This window comes from Mycobacterium sp. Marseille-P9652, assembly GCF_902652685.1.
GTDB lineage: Bacteria > Actinomycetota > Actinomycetes > Mycobacteriales > Mycobacteriaceae > Mycobacterium.
In genome coordinates this window covers 1-15419 of record NZ_CACRUY010000031.1, presented here as the reverse complement: position 1 = coordinate 15419, position 15419 = coordinate 1, and the positions used below count along the sequence as shown (strand labels likewise).

16 protein-coding genes are annotated in these 15419 nt (G+C 70.5%); 5 read left to right on the top strand and 11 right to left on the bottom strand.

Features of this window, described 5'->3' with window-relative positions; genetic code table 11:
• Positions 1-181: 181 nt before the first annotated feature.
• The gene (locus GPY60_RS16605) at positions 182-1366 is read right to left on the bottom strand and encodes an acyl-CoA dehydrogenase family protein (protein WP_156688782.1); all 1185 of its coding nucleotides are present in this window, start codon (positions 1364-1366) and stop codon (positions 182-184) included.
• A gap of 84 nt (positions 1367-1450) precedes the next feature.
• Between GPY60_RS16605 and GPY60_RS16600 the strand changes: the two genes are divergently transcribed.
• Positions 1451-1885 carry a hypothetical protein gene (locus tag GPY60_RS16600; RefSeq protein WP_156688781.1) on the top strand — a complete coding sequence of 145 codons (435 nt, stop codon included), beginning with the start codon at positions 1451-1453 and terminating at the stop codon, positions 1883-1885.
• Positions 1886-1923: 38 nt separating this feature from the next.
• Positions 1924-2280 carry an NYN domain-containing protein gene (locus GPY60_RS16595; RefSeq protein WP_156688780.1) on the top strand — a complete coding sequence of 119 codons (357 nt, stop codon included), beginning with the start codon at positions 1924-1926 and terminating at the stop codon, positions 2278-2280.
• Positions 2281-2292: 12 nt separating this feature from the next.
• On the opposite strand, the gene tpx is transcribed toward GPY60_RS16595, so the two are convergent.
• Complete coding sequence (gene tpx, locus GPY60_RS16590; RefSeq protein ID WP_156688779.1) at positions 2293-2787, bottom strand: thiol peroxidase; 495 nt, start codon at positions 2785-2787, stop codon at positions 2293-2295.
• Between the two features lie 110 nt (positions 2788-2897).
• Between tpx and GPY60_RS16585 the strand changes: the two genes are divergently transcribed.
• Complete coding sequence (locus GPY60_RS16585) at positions 2898-3848, top strand: GlxA family transcriptional regulator (RefSeq protein ID WP_156688778.1); 951 nt, start codon at positions 2898-2900, stop codon at positions 3846-3848.
• 17 nt (positions 3849-3865) lie between these two features.
• Positions 3866-4603: a DJ-1/PfpI family protein gene (locus GPY60_RS16580; RefSeq protein WP_156688777.1), complete on the top strand. Its 738-nt coding sequence runs from the start codon at positions 3866-3868 to the stop codon at positions 4601-4603.
• A gap of 18 nt (positions 4604-4621) precedes the next feature.
• Here GPY60_RS16580 and GPY60_RS16575 read toward each other — a convergent pair whose 3' ends face one another.
• Complete coding sequence (locus tag GPY60_RS16575) at positions 4622-5098, bottom strand: nuclear transport factor 2 family protein (RefSeq protein WP_156688776.1); 477 nt, start codon at positions 5096-5098, stop codon at positions 4622-4624.
• Between the two features lie 59 nt (positions 5099-5157).
• On the opposite strand from GPY60_RS16575, the gene GPY60_RS16570 reads away from it, so the two are divergent.
• Positions 5158-5922, top strand: coding sequence for an SDR family oxidoreductase (locus tag GPY60_RS16570; protein ID WP_156688775.1), 765 nt, complete (start codon positions 5158-5160; stop codon positions 5920-5922).
• Between the two features lies 1 nt (position 5923).
• Here the strand turns inward: GPY60_RS16570 and GPY60_RS16565 are convergent, their stop codons facing one another.
• The 8 genes from GPY60_RS16565 to GPY60_RS16530 all read right to left on the bottom strand — a co-directional run bounded on the left by GPY60_RS16565 (position 5924) and on the right by GPY60_RS16530 (position 15253).
• Positions 5924-6670, bottom strand: coding sequence for a YqjF family protein (locus GPY60_RS16565; protein ID WP_156688774.1), 747 nt, complete (start codon positions 6668-6670; stop codon positions 5924-5926).
• 16 nt (positions 6671-6686) lie between these two features.
• Entirely contained in the window at positions 6687-7049 is a 363-nt protein-coding gene (locus GPY60_RS16560; protein ID WP_156688773.1) for an STAS/SEC14 domain-containing protein, read from the bottom strand.
• Positions 7050-7111: 62 nt separating this feature from the next.
• A complete protein-coding gene (locus GPY60_RS16555) occupies positions 7112-7783 on the bottom strand; it encodes a hypothetical protein (RefSeq protein ID WP_156688772.1) in 672 nt (223 codons plus the stop codon).
• Between the two features lie 92 nt (positions 7784-7875).
• Positions 7876-9108, bottom strand: coding sequence for a serine hydrolase domain-containing protein (locus GPY60_RS16550; protein ID WP_156688771.1), 1233 nt, complete (start codon positions 9106-9108; stop codon positions 7876-7878).
• A gap of 36 nt (positions 9109-9144) precedes the next feature.
• Complete coding sequence (locus tag GPY60_RS16545; protein ID WP_156688770.1) at positions 9145-9825, bottom strand: GAP family protein; 681 nt, start codon at positions 9823-9825, stop codon at positions 9145-9147.
• Positions 9822-12146: an arylsulfatase gene (locus tag GPY60_RS16540; RefSeq protein WP_156688769.1), complete on the bottom strand. Its 2325-nt coding sequence runs from the start codon at positions 12144-12146 to the stop codon at positions 9822-9824. Before GPY60_RS16540 ends, GPY60_RS16545 begins: the two co-directional genes overlap by 4 nt.
• 109 nt (positions 12147-12255) lie before the next feature.
• A complete protein-coding gene (locus GPY60_RS16535) occupies positions 12256-14094 on the bottom strand; it encodes a fatty acyl-AMP ligase (RefSeq protein ID WP_156688768.1) in 1839 nt (612 codons plus the stop codon).
• Positions 14095-14173: 79 nt separating this feature from the next.
• Positions 14174-15253: a serine hydrolase domain-containing protein gene (locus tag GPY60_RS16530; RefSeq protein WP_231639691.1), complete on the bottom strand. Its 1080-nt coding sequence runs from the start codon at positions 15251-15253 to the stop codon at positions 14174-14176.
• Positions 15254-15419: the final 166 nt, after the last annotated feature.

The window sequence follows — 15419 nt, the reverse complement described above, 5'->3', positions numbered from 1 at the left end:
CTCGGGAGTCGCGCTTGTGGGCGATAGTCGAAATAAGCGACGATTGCCCGGTTTTGCGCATTGTGCTCGGAGGGCGGTCCCCGTCACTCCGGCGTGGCCGCGGAAGGTGCACGCCCCGCGCGCCCTTAAGTCGGCCGGGTGTTTGAGGGACGGCCCGGAGGACCAGCCGGGCGAGCTACTCCTACAGCCCCGGTTGGTCGTCGATGATGCCCAGCCAGATCTGCGCGACGTCGATGGCCACCTTCTCGCTGATGAACGCGTGTTGGGTGCCGGTGTAGATGTCGCGGAAGGCCCGCTCGAGGCGCGTGCCCTCGCGGATGGAGCTGGTGCCGGCGACGAGATGGGCCCATTCGGCGCAGGCCCGCGCGGTGTCGGTGGCGTAGACGGCGGCGACGCGCATGTCGGCCCGCAGCGCCGGCGTCAGGTCCTCACCCGCGGCGACGGCGGCCTCGGCGGTGGTGAACGCGTCGAGGACGAGCAGGCGGGCGGCGCGCCAGGCCGCCCGATGGTGGGCCAGCCCCTTCTGGAAGGTGGGGCGGCTGGCCAGCGACGCCATGTCGCTCATCCGGAACTTGGTGGCCGCCAGCTCCTGCACGTCGTCGAGCATGCTCAGCGCCACCCCCAGCGCCCACGAGGCGTGACCGGCGGCGGTGACGGGCATGAGGCCCATCCGGGTGGCCGGCGACGTCCCGCGGTGCGGCCGGCGGACGAACAGCTCGAAGGTGCGGCATTCCGGCACGAAGACGTCCGCCGCGCTGTAGTCGTACGAGCCGGTGCCCTTGAGGCCCTGCACGTACCAGCCGTCGTTGAAGCTGATCTGGTCCCGGGGGATCACCGCGACGCGCATCTCGGGGAAGCCCTCGCTGATCCAGCGCATCTCGCCGTCGTCCATCGGCAGGAACCCGGCCGCGACGTATTCCGAGTGCCCGGTCCCCGAGCCGAAGTTCCACGCCCCGGTGACGCGGTAGCCGCCCTCGACGGCGGCCCCCTGCCCGTTGGGAAAGAACTGGCCGCCGAGGGTGACGCGGTTGTCGTGGGCGGTGAACACCTCGGCGAACCCCTCGTCGGGCAGGTAGGCCGCGGCCGCGAAGGACGAGGGCAGGTTCGCGATGCCGATCCAGCCGAATGATCCGTCCTGCCAAGCCATTTCGATCCACGTCTCGATCATTTCGGCGAACGACGGCTCGACGCCGCCGGCGGCGACGGGATTGAACGACGACATGAGCCCGCTCGCCCACATCTCGTCGACGATCGCCGGGGTCAGGGTGCGGTTGCGCTCCGATTCGGCGGCCTGGTCGCGCACCAGCTCCCGCATCCCGCGCGCCAGCGAAAGAACGCGGCTGTCCGTGTCGGCGATCGACGTCATTGGCCTTTTCCCATCATCCGGTGGACGAGGAAACTGTAATCGGTGACCGTGCCAACCGGTCGGAGAACGAATTGACGAGGTCTCATGCTCAACACAGTCGCCACCGTCGTCGTGGTCGTGCTCGGCTTGCACATCGTCACCAAGTTCGCGTTCTTCGCGCTGCCGTACCGCAGCCGGCGCGCCCTGCTCGACAAGCAGTACGGCGACAAACCGTCGGCCACCGCCACCTCCGACCTGGTGTTGATGGCCTTCACCGTGGCCGTCGCCGGGCTGCTGTTGTGGCGCGGCGTCGAGGCGGTCAGCTTCCTGGGCGGATTGTGGATCGGTGCGACGCTGATCCAGTTGTACTTCCACCGCTTCGACCGGCCCGTGGCCCCCGAGCGCGCCGCGCCGCCGCCGACGTCGCCGCTGAAGGAGATGTCCTATGCGATCCAGGACGCGCCGTGGCGGCCGTGGCCGCAACTGCTCGCGCTGACCGTGCTGGTCGTGGTCAGCCTGGTCCTGGTGCTGGGGAAGTGACTGTGGCGCAGGGGTCCTGCAGGTGGATCGTCGACGCCATGAACGTGATCGGCAGCCGCCCCGACGGCTGGTGGAGGGATCGCGACGCCGCGGTGCTCGCCCTGGTCGAGAAGCTGGACCGCTGGGCGTCCGCCGAGGGCGCCGACGTCACGGTGGTCCTCGAGCGGCCCCCGAGGGTGCCCATCGGAGTTTCGGCGGTCGCGATCGCGCACGCACCCAGGGCCGCCGCGAATTCGGCGGACGACGAGATCGTCCGCCTGGTGCAGGCCGACGCGCGGCCCGAGCGGCTGCGCGTGGTGACCTCCGACCGGGCGCTGGCCGAGCGCGTCAGGACGCTCGGCGCCGCGGTCTACCCGGCGGAGGGCTTCCGCAACATGGTCGACCCGCGCCGGTGACCGGCACCGGGATCAGCCGACGGCCGCGAGCGCCGCGTCGTAGTCCGGCTCCTGGCCGATCTCGGGGACCAACTCCGTGTAGGTGACGTTGCCGTCGGGTCCGACGACCACGATGGCCCGCGCCAGCAGCCCCGCCATCGGGCCGTCGGCGATGGTGACGCCGTAGTCCTCGCCGAAGCTGTCCCGGAACGCCGATGCGGTCTTCACGTTCTCGATGCCCTCGGCGCCGCAGAACCGCGAGAAGGCGAACGGGAGGTCTTTCGAGACGCACACGACGGGCGCCCCGCCGCCGGCGACGCGCTCGTTGAACTTGCGCACACTCGTCGCACACACGGGTGTGTCGACGGAGGGAAAGATGTTGAGCACCACGGATTTACCGCTGAACTGCTCGCTGCTGACCGGACCCAGGTCGCCGCCGGTGAGGTTGAACGCCGGGGCCTTGGATCCGACGGCCGGGAGTTCGCCGACGGTGTTGATCGGATTTCCACGCAAGGTTATCTGTGCCATGCGCACAGTGTGCCAAGGCCGGCTGGCGCCCGCTGGGCCAGGTGGCCATGTCCTGATCAGTGGGATCCATGTCGTAGACGACACGCGCGTTGTGGCCAACACTTGAGTTCATGGCTCGCAAGGTGGTGATCGTCGGCTTCCCGGGTGTTCAGGCGCTCGACGTCGTGGGGCCGTTCGAGGTGTTCTCCGGTGCGTCGCTGCTGACCGACGGCGGATACGACGTCGTCCTGTCCACGGTCGACGGCCGGCCGGTGACCACCGCCGCGGGCCTGGGGCTGGCGGGCGCGCCGTTGCCGGACCCGGCCGAACCCGTGGACACCGTGGTGCTGCCGGGCGGCGGCGGGGTCGAGACGGCCCGCGCCGACGCGGAGCTGCTGAGCTGGATCAAGGCGGTCGCCGGCCACGCCCGCCGCACCGTCACCGTCTGCACCGGCGCGTTCCTGGCCGCCCAGGCGGGGCTCCTGGACGGTTGCCGGGTCACGACGCACTGGGCGTTCGCCGGGCGGCTGGCCCGCGAGTTCCCCTCGGTCAAGGTCGACCCCGACCCCATCTTTGTGCGCAGCTCGGACACGGTGTGGACGGCCGCCGGGGTGACCGCCGGGATCGACCTCGCGCTCTCGCTCGTCGAGGACGACCACGGCACCGACGTCGCGCAGACGGTCGCGCGCTGGCTGGTGCTGTACCTGCGCCGCCCCGGTGGGCAGACGCAGTTCGCCGCGCCGGTGTGGATGCCGCGGGCCAGGCGGTCGTCGATCCGCGAGGTGCAGGAGGCCATCGAGGCCCAACCCGGCGGACCGCACAGCGTCACCGAATTGGCGCGCCGGGCGGCCATGAGCCCGCGCCACTTCACCCGCGTCTTCACCGACGAGGTCGGCGAGGCGCCCGGACACTACGTCGAACGGGTGCGCACCGAGGCCGCGCGCCGGCAACTCGAGGAGACCGACGACACCGTCGTCGCCATCGCGGCCCGGTGCGGCTTCGGCACCGCAGAGACCATGCGGCGCAACTTCATTCGCCGCGTCGGCATACCGCCGGACCAATACCGCAAGGCATTCGCCTAGCTCAGGAAGGAACACCGATGACACAGATCGCTTTCGTGGCCTACCCCGGGTTCACCGCCCTGGACATGATCGGGCCCTACGAGGTGCTGCGCAACCTGCCGGGCGCCGAGGTGCGCTTCGTCTGGCACGAATCGGGTCCGATCACCGCCGATTCCGGCGTGCTGGTCATCGGCGCGACCCATACGCTCGACGAAACGCCCTCCCCCGACGTGATACTCGTGCCGGGCGGGCCCGGGACGCCCGTGCATGCCCGCGACGAGGCGCTGCTGGAATGGCTGCGCCGGGCCAGCCGGGGCGCCGCCTGGACCACCTCGGTGTGCACCGGCTCGCTGATTCTGGCCGCCGCGGGGTTGCTGGAAGACCGGCGGGCGACGTCGCACTGGTCGACCGTCCCGGCGCTCAAGGCGTTCGGTGCGATCCCCGTCGGTGACGAACGCATCGTGCGCGAGGGCAACGTCGTCACGGCCGCGGGCGTGTCCGCCGGGCTCGACCTCGCGCTGTGGCTGGCCGGCGAGATCGCCGGGGAAGGACGCGCCAAGGCGATCCAGCTGGCGATCGAGGACGACCCGCAGCCGCCGTTCGACTCCGGCCACGTCTCGAAGGCCTCGGCGACCACGAAAGCCGCTGCCACCGCGGCTCTTTCGCGCCACAGTGTCACCCCGGAGAACCTCAAGGCGACCACGCTGTTGGCGTGGGACCGGGCGTTGGCGGCGGTGCGGTCGCGGCGACGCGGGCGCGTGCCGGCCGCGCGCTGACGTCAACGCCGGGCGCGCCTACGCGTTGGGCTGCAGGATCTCCGTGGTCGCCAGCTGTCCCCCGGCCTGCAGCCACGCCGCCACGACGCGCGGCGCGTCGCGGTCGGGGTTGTAGATGTCCTCCTCGCTGGAGAACAACCCGTTCCCGGCGTACACCAGTCGCGTCCAGTTGGGGAACCAGAAGGGTTCGCCCTGCGGGTCGGTCGGATGGTCGAGGAGGTTCTTGATCATGATGACGACGGCGTCGTTGTCGTCGTCGTATGCGACCCAGTCGGACGGGAACCGCATGTGCGGGAACGGCGCCATGACGGCGACGATCCAGTCGCGCACCGCCTCTCGCCCGTGGAACACCCCGTAGTGGTGTTCGGTGTATACGACGTCTTCGGTGAACAAATCGGCGAAGGGCCGCCAGTCCCCCGATGCGCTGCACCCCTCGACGACGGTGGTGTAGTGCCTGACGGCTTCATCGATTTCGGCCCTGCTGAATTTGCCCATGGCGGACACAGTAAACGTGCCTGCACAAGATCGCTCCGCAATGCCGCACACTGGTAGGTGTGAGCGTCTTGGACCTGTTCGACCTGAGCGGCAAGAAGGCCGTGGTGACGGGGGCGTCGAGCGGCATCGGGAAGGAAGTCGCGCGGGCCTACCTTCAGGCCGGTGCCGAAGTGGCAATCGCCGCAAGGCATTCCGACGCACTCGGGCGGGTTGCCGGCGAACTGTCCGGCGACGGCAGGGTGTTGCCCGTCGGGTGCGACGTGACGCGGCCCGACGACGTGGCGCGCATGGTGGACCGGGTGACCGCGGAGCTCGGCGGTGTCGACATCGCGGTGTGCAACGCCGGCATCATCTCGGACCGGGGCCTTCTGGAGATGCCGCCGGAGGAGTTCCGGCGCATCCAGGACACCAACGTCGACGGCGTGTTCCTCACCGCCCAGGCGGCGGCGAGGGCGATGATGAATCAGGGCCGCGGCGGGGTCATCATCACCACCGCCTCGATGTCCGGCCACATCATCAACGTCCCGCAGCGGGTGGGCCACTACTGCACGTCGAAGGCTGCGGTCATCCACCTGACCAAGGCCATGGCCGTCGAGCTCGCGCCGCATCGCATCCGGGTCAACAGCGTCAGCCCGGGCTACATCCGCACCGAGCTCGTGGAGCCGTTGACCGAGTATCACGCGCAGTGGGAGCCGAAGGTCCCGATGGGGCGGATGGGGCGGCCCGAGGAACTCGGCGCCCTCTACCTGTACCTCGCCAGCGACGCGTCCAGCTACATGACCGGGTCGGACCTGGTGATCGACGGCGGATACACCTGCTGCTGAATCACCGCACGACGCTGGGGCGCCCGAAGCGGGTACGCATCGCCGGCGAATAGAGCGCCCGCAGACGCTCGCCGCAGCGCCGCACGCCGGCGGCGTCGACCAGCTCGTCGTCGAGACCGACCACATCGGCGGCCCGCAGTGGCCACGGGTCGTGCTCGTTGGGCACCCACCACGTCCGGCCCGCCTTGCGGGTATGGGCGCCCCACCGCGCCGTGAGCCACACCTCCAGCGGCGTCGGCTCGACCACCGCGCCGACGGTCACCGTCACCCGGCTGCGCAGCCCGCGCCGCGGCCACCGGCGCACGCTGTCGTAGGTGATGCGGTCGCCTTCCCGCCGCACCCGCATCCGCGCCCACGTGTACGGGACCCCCATGCCGATCCTGATCGCGGGCACGACCGCCAGCCGGGCGGTCTCCAGCGAGCGGAACAGCACGCCGTGGCGGCCGTCGCCGTCGACGGAGTAGAGCCGGACGTTCGTCTCCGCGAAGCTGCCGAAGTACGGAAGGAGAAGGCGGGAGCCAACTTTCGTGCTCCCCATCGCGAAGGGGATCAGGCCGACGTACGTCAGCCCGTCGGCGTAGACATCGGGCCGGGTCCCGGGCGGGTACAGGGTTTCGACGTCTTCCGGCCGCACGGGCCAGTGCAGGAAGGTCACGTCGCGCCACCACTGGTCGAACGTCACGGGGCGCCGCAGCGGCGGCGGTGTGACGGGGTATCCGGCGAGCGCCGGATCCGGGTCGGCGGTCATTCCCCCATCGTGGCACTCATTCCGCGACCCATTGCCGGGCCTGGTCGACTTCCCCGGCCGGGAAGTGGCGGATCTTCGCCGACACGAAGTGGGCGGCGAGGTGCTCTGCCACATCCCCGAGGTGGGAGTCGGTGACCACCGCGATCTTCTTGACGTGCTTGTGGTGATCGCGGACGAAGCGGAAATGGGTGACCATCGCGCCGAAGCTGTCCCAGCCCGGAAACGACGGAGCGCTGATGATGATGCCGGCCAGGTCGCCCGCGGCCTCGATCTGCGGATCGACGGCCTTGGCCAGTTCGACGAAATCCTCCTTGTCGAGCGCGGACTGGGGCCGCGCCTCCAGGATGGAGTGCTCTTTGTCGAGTTCGTATTCGATCATGCGGCCATGATGCCCACGGCCCGACCGGCGGGATAAGAGCCCAAAGTCACTGGGGCCATCCCCTATCCCTCGAGCTCGCCGGAGATTCCGCGCTCGATGGCGGCCTGAGCGGTGGTCGGCAGCACGAGCAGGCCGGCGAGCTCCTTGCGGGCCCGGTCATAGGCGTGCTGCCGCTCCTGCGGTGCCGCCCCGGGGTCCGACGCCATGCGTAAAAGATTCTGGGCACGGACGATCCGCTGCTGGTCCGCCGGCGCGAAGTCGTTGCGGCGCCGGCGCGTCGCCTCCGCCTCGGCGCTGTTGAACGCGGTGACGTAGTCCTCGACGGCGGCCCGGTACTGCGCGGCCGCCTCCCGGTCGTCGAGCAGGTCCTCCGCCTTCGCGGGCCGCAGGAAGTCGGCCCGGAGCTTCGCCTTGTGGAAGGCGATCGTGAGCGGGTCGCGCATGTCGGTCATGAGCGGGAAGTCCAGCAGCTTGGCGACGTCGAGCTCATAGTCGAGCCAGCGCGCGTCGGTGCGCGTGTGCTCGTCGATGACGCGGCGAATGGACCGCCATTGCGCGGCGTGGCTGTTGCCCGTGGTTGCGGACGCGGGGTCGGCGACGGGCGCTTGCTGCGGGTCCTGCGGTTCGGCGGGTCCCCGCCTGTTACCCGTGAATGCCCTCACCGCGGCGACGGTCGCGGCGATCAGCGGCAGGATCACGATCAAGAGCTCCGCGAGGCGAATGAGCAGACCCATACCCTCGAATATATTGCGGCCGAACGTCGACTTGTTGTCGCCGATGTGCGGCATGCGGCGCAACAACTCGACGTTCGGCTGGCTGAACTCGGTCAGGTCTGTGGCCGCGCCCCGAGGACGTCGCGAAACAGGGCCTGCCGCAGGGCCAGCTCGCGTGGGTCGCTCCACAGGTGAAAGCCCAGCCGGTTCATGACGTAGGCGAAGCCGGTGCCGGTGTCGGGGTCGGCGCAGCCGAACGAGCCACCGAAGCCGGGCGTCCCGAAGGCCCGGCCGGACGACCCGAACTCGAAATGCGGCACCGGCTTGCAGAAGCCGAGCGAGTAGGCCACGTCCGCGTGCATCACCTTGTCGCGGATGCCCTGGCTCGGCTCGGTCGCGGGCGCCGTCAGCTTATCGAAAGTGGCGGCGTTCAAGCCGAGTTCGGCGCCACCGGTCGCGGCGCTGCCGTACATGCGCGCCACCGACCGGGCCGTCCCGATGCCGTTGGCGGACGGAATCTCGGCCGCCCGGACGTCGTCGCGGTTGTAGTCGCCGTTGAACGGGTCGACGCCGCGCGGGACCGAGACGGTCCGCGCCGTCAGGCCGATCGGGTTGAGCGAGGCGCCCAGGAAGCCGGCCGGCATCACGTTGAGGTGGAACAGCGTCTCGGCCCGGTTCCAGTTGTGCACGTGGGCGACGCGCGCGCGGTCGACGGAGTCCGGCAGGCCGATGTGCAGGTCCAGCCCCATCGGCCGGACGATCTCGTCGTCCATGAACCGGCCCAGGGTGCGCCCGGCCGGGTCGGTGCGCCGGATCAGCTCGGACTTGTACCAGCCGAGCGTGATCGCGTGGTACCCGTGCCGCGAACCCGGCCGCCACGCCGGCGCCTGCGCGGCCAGGATGGATGCGAGCCTGGCCGGGTCGGCCACGTCGGCCAGCGTCGGCTTCGGCTTCAGCGCGCACAGCCCCGCCTGATGCCCCAGGAGTTGGCGGACGGTCACGTCGCCCTTGCCGGCTTGCGCGAACTCGGGCCAGTAGTCGGCGACCCTGGCGTCGTAGGAGACCAGGCCCCGGGAGACGGCCACCGCCACGACCAGGGCGGCCACGCCCTTGGTCGTGGAGAACATGTTGACCATCGTGTCGGCCTGCCACGGGTGCTTGGTCAACCCGTTGCGGTAGCCGCCCCACAGGTCGACGACCTTGACGCCGTCGCGGTAGACCGCGACGGCCGCCCCGACCTCGGCGCCGTCGCGAAAGCTCGCCCGGAACGCGTCGGCGACCTTGCCGTAGCCGGCTTCGACCTCACCCTGGATCGACTCCGGTGAAACGGCGACCTTGAGAACCATCGTGCCTCCGAGGGGAGAGTAGCGGGGCTTGCCCTTCTAGAAAATGCCGAAGCCGTGCAGCGCCTTGGCGCCGAACCAGATCCCGAACACCAGGCCCACGACGACCATGATCGGCCGGTCGTTGTCCTGGATCCAGCGCATTGTCCGGTCCAGCAGGGAGCGCGACCGGCCGGGCAGGAACGCGGCCGCGCCGACGACGAGCAGGTTCCCGCTCGAAGCCAGGACGACGAACGCGACGTAGGTGGCGACGTTGGTGGCGTGTCCCGAGTCCGCGCCGCCGATCACGCCGATTGCGGCGAGCGTGAAGACCCAGGCCTTCACCGAAACGGCCATCACACCCGCGCCGATGAAGAACGCCCTAGTGGGCGTCGCGGTGGTGAGCATGGTCATCCACTTGGACGGGGGCGCGTTGGGCTCGTCATGGCCGAACGCGGCGCGCGCCGCGGTGACCAGGAACACGAGGGCGACGACCAACAGGACGGTCGACACCACCCAGTGGCGCGAACGCGAAGGGTCGGCGCTGCGCGCACCCCAGTGCAGGATCGTCCCGAAAACAAGGCCCTGGAGCAGGCGCGTGGTGCCATGTCCCGCGATCCAGGCGCCGGCCGCCCGCAGCCGCGACGGCGTGCTCAAAAGCGTGATCGTGATGGCGATCTCGATCGGCTCGAGGGCGCTGCCGAGGATCAGCGGGACCAGACCGCTCCAGACGCCCGTCATTGCGCGGCGATGGCCGCGCGCGTCTCGGCCTCGGCGATCGCCGCGGCCAGGTCGGCGGGACGCGGGGCGACGGTGACGTCGACCCGGTCGATACCCCCCGTGAACGCGAAGGCGTGTCCGTACGGCGCCACGGGCGAGCCGGTGTCGACGCCGACGTCCAACGTCTCGCCACTCATCGAGAACCGGAACGGCACCGTGTTCTCGATGCGCCCGCTGCTCACCGGGGCGTCGTCGACCAGCAGTGACGCTGTGGCGCCTTTGCCCAGCCCCCCGCCGTCGTAGGCGAAGGAAAGACCAAGCAGCACTTGGCCTTCCGGGAGCGCGTGCGGCGCGGCGATGGTGGTGAGTTCGTGCCCCAGGTAGTTGTAGGTGAAAACCGGAACCCCGTCCTGCAGGTACAGGCTCCACCCGGCCATCGCCCCGCCGATGCAGATGACCACGCCCCGTGCGCCGCCCGGCGGTATCCGCAGGTGTGCCCGGATGTCGAACGAGGTGCTGGTGTAGCCGAGCGTGGTGGCTTCGGGGATGCGCACCTGGCCGGGAAAGTAGGTGACCTTGCTGCGATCACCGAGCTGGCTGGGCCGGCTGGCCGGCAGGGCGCGGGCCAGTGTCCCGTCACTCAGGGGGTAGACGCCGTACTTGCGCGCCTCGGCGTCGAAGACGGCCTTGAGTTCGGCGAGCTTGTCCGGGTGTCGGTCGGCGAGGTCCACGCCCTGGCTGAAGTCGCCGCCCAGGTCGTACAGCTCCCAGCGTTCGCTGTCGCCGAACGGGTGTGCCCCGGTGCGGATCCAGGGCAGCCGGCCGTGGAAACACGATGCGATCCAACCGCTTTGATAGATCGCCCGGTTGCCGAAGATCTCGAAGTACTGGGTGGTCCGCCGGCTGTCTGCCGCGGCGTCGTCGAAGGAGTACCGCATGCTGACACCCTCGATGGGCCGCTGGTCGACGCCGTTGACCCGTGCGGGCAGCTCGATGCCGGCGGCGTCGAGGATGGTGGGAACGATGTCGATGACGTGGTGGAACTGGCTGCGCTGCTCCCCCGCCGCGCCGATCCCGCGCGGCCACGAGATGGCGAGGCCGTTGCGGGTGCCGCCGAAGTGGGAGGCCACCTGCTTCATCCACTGAAACGGTGCGTCCAGCGCCCACGCCCAGCCGACGTTGTAGTGGTTGTCGCAGCGGGCCGTGCCGAAGTCGTCGATGTGCGCCAGCAGCCATTCCGGGTCCTCGGGCAGCCCGTTCTGGAAGGCGGGCGAGCTCCAGGCGCCGTGGATGGTCCCTTCGGCCGACGCGCCGTTGTCGCCGCACATGTAGACGAACAGCGTGTCCTCCCAGATGCCCAGCGCGTCGACGGCGTCGGCGAGGCGCCCGACCTGAGCGTCGGTATGAGCCAGGAAGCCGGCATAGACCTCCATCAGGCGGCGGGCCACCGGCTTGTAGCGGTCGTCGTAGTCCGCCCACGCGGGTATCTGTTCGGGCCGCGGCGTCAACCGGGTGCCCGCGGGCACGATGCCCATCTCCAGCTGGCGGGCATACGTCCTCTCCCGCAAGGCATCCCAGCCGTCGTCGAATTGCCCCGCGAACCGCTGCCACCACTCTGGCCAGACGTGGTGGGGGCTGTGCGTCGCGCCCGGCGCGAAGTACAGGAAGAACGGCTTGTCGGGCGCCGACGTCTTCTGCAACCGGATCCAGTCGATCGCCTTGTCGGCGAGGTCCTCGGTGAGGTGGTAGTCGTCGCGGCCGACATAGGGCTCGACCGGCGTGGTCTGGTCGTAGAGCGCCGGCTCGTATTGCGAGGTGTCGCCCCCCAGAAAGCCGTAGAACCTGTCGAACCCGAGTCCGGTGGGCCAGCGGTCGAACGGGCCGGCCGGGCCCGTCTCCCACGTCGGCGTCACGTGCGCCTTGCCGATCATCGCCGTGCCGTATCCGCTCATGCGCAGGACTTGCGCGACCGTGGCCGTGCTCTGCGGTATGACGCTGTCGTACCCGGGGAAGCCGTAGGCGATGTCGCAGATGGTGCCCATGTGCGCGCTGTGGTGGTTGCGCCCGGTCAGCAGGGCGGCGCGAGTCGGCGAGCACAGGGCGGTGGTGTGAAACTGGTTGTAGCGCAATCCCTCTCGCGCGACGCGGTCCAGCGTGGGCGTCGGGATGGGACCGCCGAACGTGGACGAGGCGCCGAATCCGACGTCGTCGAGCAGCACCACGACGACGTTCGGCGCGCCGGCCGGTGGACGGGTGATCGACGGCCTGACCGAGGTGGAGTCTTTCGCGAACTCGTTGATGACGCCGCGAAAGGGTGGGTCCGCGGGCGGCAGGTCGGCCATGGTTTCTCCCGGTCGATGTGGTCCAGCAGATCTTGCTGGAAAACGCGCATTCTCGCCAGGAATCGGGCCAGACTTCATCCGTGCGGTGGGCGGGATCCTCGTCCCGCGGTCAGTGCACGCCGAGCGTTCCGGCCACGTACTGGGCCCGGCAGGCGCGGCGCGCCAGCTTGCCGCTGGTGGTGCGCGGGATGCCACCGGCCGGCAGGAAACGCACGTCGGCCACCGTCACGCCGTGCCGGTGTGACACCGCCGCGCCGATAGCCTCGATCGCCGGCGCCGGGTCGTCGTGGCTGGTGCCGGCGGCGCGCTCGGCCACAACCACCAGGCGTTCGCCGCGGTCGGCCGGTGCGGTGAACGCGGTGACGTATCCGCGCCGCACCATCGGCGAGGCTTCGGCCACGGTGGCCTCGATGTCCTGCGGGTAGTGGTTGCGGCCATCGACGGTCACCAGGTCGGCGATTCGGCCGGTCACGTACAGCGCCCCGTCGAGGTAGAGCCCCAGGTCGCCGGTCCGCAGCCAGGTGCGCGCGACGGCCGAGCCGTCGGCGTGACTGCCCTGCTCGAGCGTCGCCTGCAGCTTCGCGCCGAACGCCAGCTGCGTCTGCTCCGGCAGGCCCCAATAGCCCCGACCGACGTTGTCGCCCTGCAGCCAGATCTCGCCGACGCGGCCGTCGGGCAGCTCGGTCTCGGTGTCGGGATCGACGATCACCGCCCACTCGCTGCGCGCCACCCGCCCGCAGGACACCTGCGCCACCGCGGTGGGCGCGTCGGGCGCGACCCGCACCGCCCGGCCGGCGGCCAACTCGTCGCGGTCGAGGTAAACCACCGACGGCTCTTCGTCGGGGGCGATGTTGGCGACGAACAGCGTCGCCTCGGCAATTCCGTAGGACGGCTTGAACGCCGTGCGCGGCAGGCCGTACGGCTCGAACGCCGCGGTGAACGTCCGGATCGCGTCCATGCTGACGGGTTCGGAGCCGATGATCATGACCACATTGCTCAGGTCGATGTCGTCGCCCGGCCCGGGCAGGCCGCGCTGCGCGGTCCACTCGTAGGCGAAGTTCGGGGCGGCGGTGACCGCGCGGCCCTGCTTCGATGCCGCGGACAGGGCCTGAATCCACCGCAGCGGCCGGCGGACGAACGCCGTCGGCGACATCAGCGTCGAATGCCCCCCGTACACCGCCGGGAAGCCGATCATCGACAGGCCCATGTCGTGATAGAGCGGTAACCAGCTGACGCCGTGGGTGTTTCGGTCCAGCAGGTCGATCGACAGGATCATCTGCACCAGGTTGGTGCCGACCGCCCGGTGCGTGATCTCCACGCCGACCGGCGGGCGCGTGGCGCCCGAGGTGTACTGCAGGTGGGACACGTCGTCCATGCCCAGCTCCGTCGCGGCGAAGCGCTCCCCCTCCGAGTCCGGGATGTCGTCGATGACGACGACGCGCGGCCTCGCCCCGGCCGGCAGGGTCGCCAGGAACTTCTCCACCGCGTCGCGCGCCCCGGCCGTCGTCAGCACCACCGTGGGTTCGGCGTCGCGCAAGGCCGTGTCGAGGCGCTCCGCGTGTCCCGGAAGTTCGGGCGCGAACAGCGGCACCGCGATGGTCCCGGCCTTGACCGCGCCGTAGAAACCCGCGACGTAGTCGATGCCCTGCGGTGCCAGGACCGCGACGCGGTCACCGCGATCGGCGACCTGCTGCACGCGCGCGCCGATGGCCTGCAGCCGGGCGCCGAACTCGGTCCAGGTGACCTCGACCGCCTGCCCGTCGGCCGCGCGGCTGTGGTCGAGGTACCGGTAGGCCACCGCGTCGCCGACATTCGCCACGTTGCGTTCGATGAGCGAGATCAGCGTGGCCCCGGGCGGCAGCGCGACCTCGCCGTTGGCGTCGAGGCAGTCGTCGATCTCGAGCAGGCCGGGAACGGCCGCAGAGGTCTGCCGGGAGCCGAAATCCATAAGCGCAGTGTAGGCAACGGCGCTGCGGCACTCGCGCATTCGGCGCGGTGATCGTCCGCACCGCCCGGCCGGTGCCGGGTTACGGCCCCACCCACACGGCGGCGAGCGCGCCCGCGAGGGCTTCGGCGTCCTGCTTGTCGGTGTTGCAGCTCACCGCGACGGAGGTAGCCCGGTCCTTGCTGACCCGGAACGCCGTGACGAATCCGGACCAGATCCCGTCGTGATCGAGGCTGCCGTCGGCCATCAGGTAGATCCCGGCGCCATAACGGTCGGGACCGGTCGGCACCGCGCCGGCCAGCTGCGCCTCGAGCAGCTCGGAGCCGCCGACGCGGCCGGTGCGGTAGTTGTCGCCCCATACGACGAGCTGGCTGGGCGTGGTCTGAATGCCGCCGTCACCGACCTGCTCCCAGCCCGAGATCGAAGCGCGGTAGCCGCCGCCGTCCTTCTCGTAGGCCTCGTAGGCAATGGCCTTCGCCGGCAGCGAGCCCGTGGGGTCGAGCACCATGTCCAGACCCAGCGGCCGGAAGATCTCCGCGGACAGGAACTGCGCGAGCGGTACGCGGGCCACGCGGTGCACGATCTCGCCGAGCAGCAGGTAGTTGGAGTTGGAGTACTCGAACTGCGATCCGGGCGCGAAATCGAGCCGCGGGATGTCGGCCACGGCCTGCAGGGCCTGCTCCTCGGTGGTGCGGTCGCCACTGGAGAACCCCTGGCCCTCGAGCACCCCGACGTAGTCGGGGATGCCGCTCGTCTGGTGCATCAGCTGCTCGACGGTGACCCCCGCCGCCCAGGCCGGCAGCTCGGGCAGGTGCCGGGAAAGCGGGTCGCCGAGCGCCAGTTTGCCGTCACCGATCAGAAGCAGCGCCGCCGTCGCGGTGAATTGCTTTGAAACCGAGGCGATGTCGAACACCGTTCGGGTGGTGATCGGGGCTCCCGTCGCGGTGTCCGCGACCCCGGCCACCCCGGTCCACTCGACCTGGCCCCTCACCCCCACCGCGGCCGAGCATCCGGGCGTGCGGGCCATTAAGTCCCCGACGGCGTCGTCCAGCACGCGCTGGCTGCGGGCACGGGCCTGGTCATGTTGCGTGCTGCGCTGCGGGCCGGGCGTGGCGGGCGCCGGCGCGCGGGCCGCCCCCCCACCCACCAACCACAGCGCCACCCCCCGCACCTCCCACCACCCGGCGGGCGGCGCCGCCCTACCTGGCTGAACGCGGGCCCCCCCCCCCGCCCGGCGGTATTTCACCACGCCCGGCGGGGGCCCCCCCCCCGGGGGGCGGGAGGGGACGCGCCCGGTCGAGGCGATCGTTGGGCGCGCTCTCCCCGGG

Coding starts and splice junctions, on each gene's coding strand:
- GPY60_RS16605 (WP_156688782.1), bottom strand. CDS start 1,366: ATGACGTCGATCGCCGACACGGACAGCCGCGTTCTTTCGCTGGCGCGC.
- GPY60_RS16600 (WP_156688781.1), top strand. CDS start 1,451: ATGCTCAACACAGTCGCCACCGTCGTCGTGGTCGTGCTCGGCTTGCAC.
- GPY60_RS16595 (WP_156688780.1), top strand. CDS start 1,924: ATGAACGTGATCGGCAGCCGCCCCGACGGCTGGTGGAGGGATCGCGAC.
- tpx (WP_156688779.1), bottom strand. CDS start 2,787: ATGGCACAGATAACCTTGCGTGGAAATCCGATCAACACCGTCGGCGAA.
- GPY60_RS16585 (WP_156688778.1), top strand. CDS start 2,898: ATGGCTCGCAAGGTGGTGATCGTCGGCTTCCCGGGTGTTCAGGCGCTC.
- GPY60_RS16580 (WP_156688777.1), top strand. CDS start 3,866: ATGACACAGATCGCTTTCGTGGCCTACCCCGGGTTCACCGCCCTGGAC.
- GPY60_RS16575 (WP_156688776.1), bottom strand. CDS start 5,098: ATGGGCAAATTCAGCAGGGCCGAAATCGATGAAGCCGTCAGGCACTAC.
- GPY60_RS16565 (WP_156688774.1), bottom strand. CDS start 6,670: ATGACCGCCGACCCGGATCCGGCGCTCGCCGGATACCCCGTCACACCG.
- GPY60_RS16560 (WP_156688773.1), bottom strand. CDS start 7,049: ATGATCGAATACGAACTCGACAAAGAGCACTCCATCCTGGAGGCGCGG.
- GPY60_RS16555 (WP_156688772.1), bottom strand. CDS start 7,783: ATGGGTCTGCTCATTCGCCTCGCGGAGCTCTTGATCGTGATCCTGCCG.
- GPY60_RS16550 (WP_156688771.1), bottom strand. CDS start 9,108: ATGGTTCTCAAGGTCGCCGTTTCACCGGAGTCGATCCAGGGTGAGGTC.
- GPY60_RS16545 (WP_156688770.1), bottom strand. CDS start 9,825: ATGACGGGCGTCTGGAGCGGTCTGGTCCCGCTGATCCTCGGCAGCGCC.
- GPY60_RS16540 (WP_156688769.1), bottom strand. CDS start 12,146: ATGGCCGACCTGCCGCCCGCGGACCCACCCTTTCGCGGCGTCATCAAC.
- GPY60_RS16535 (WP_156688768.1), bottom strand. CDS start 14,094: ATGGATTTCGGCTCCCGGCAGACCTCTGCGGCCGTTCCCGGCCTGCTC.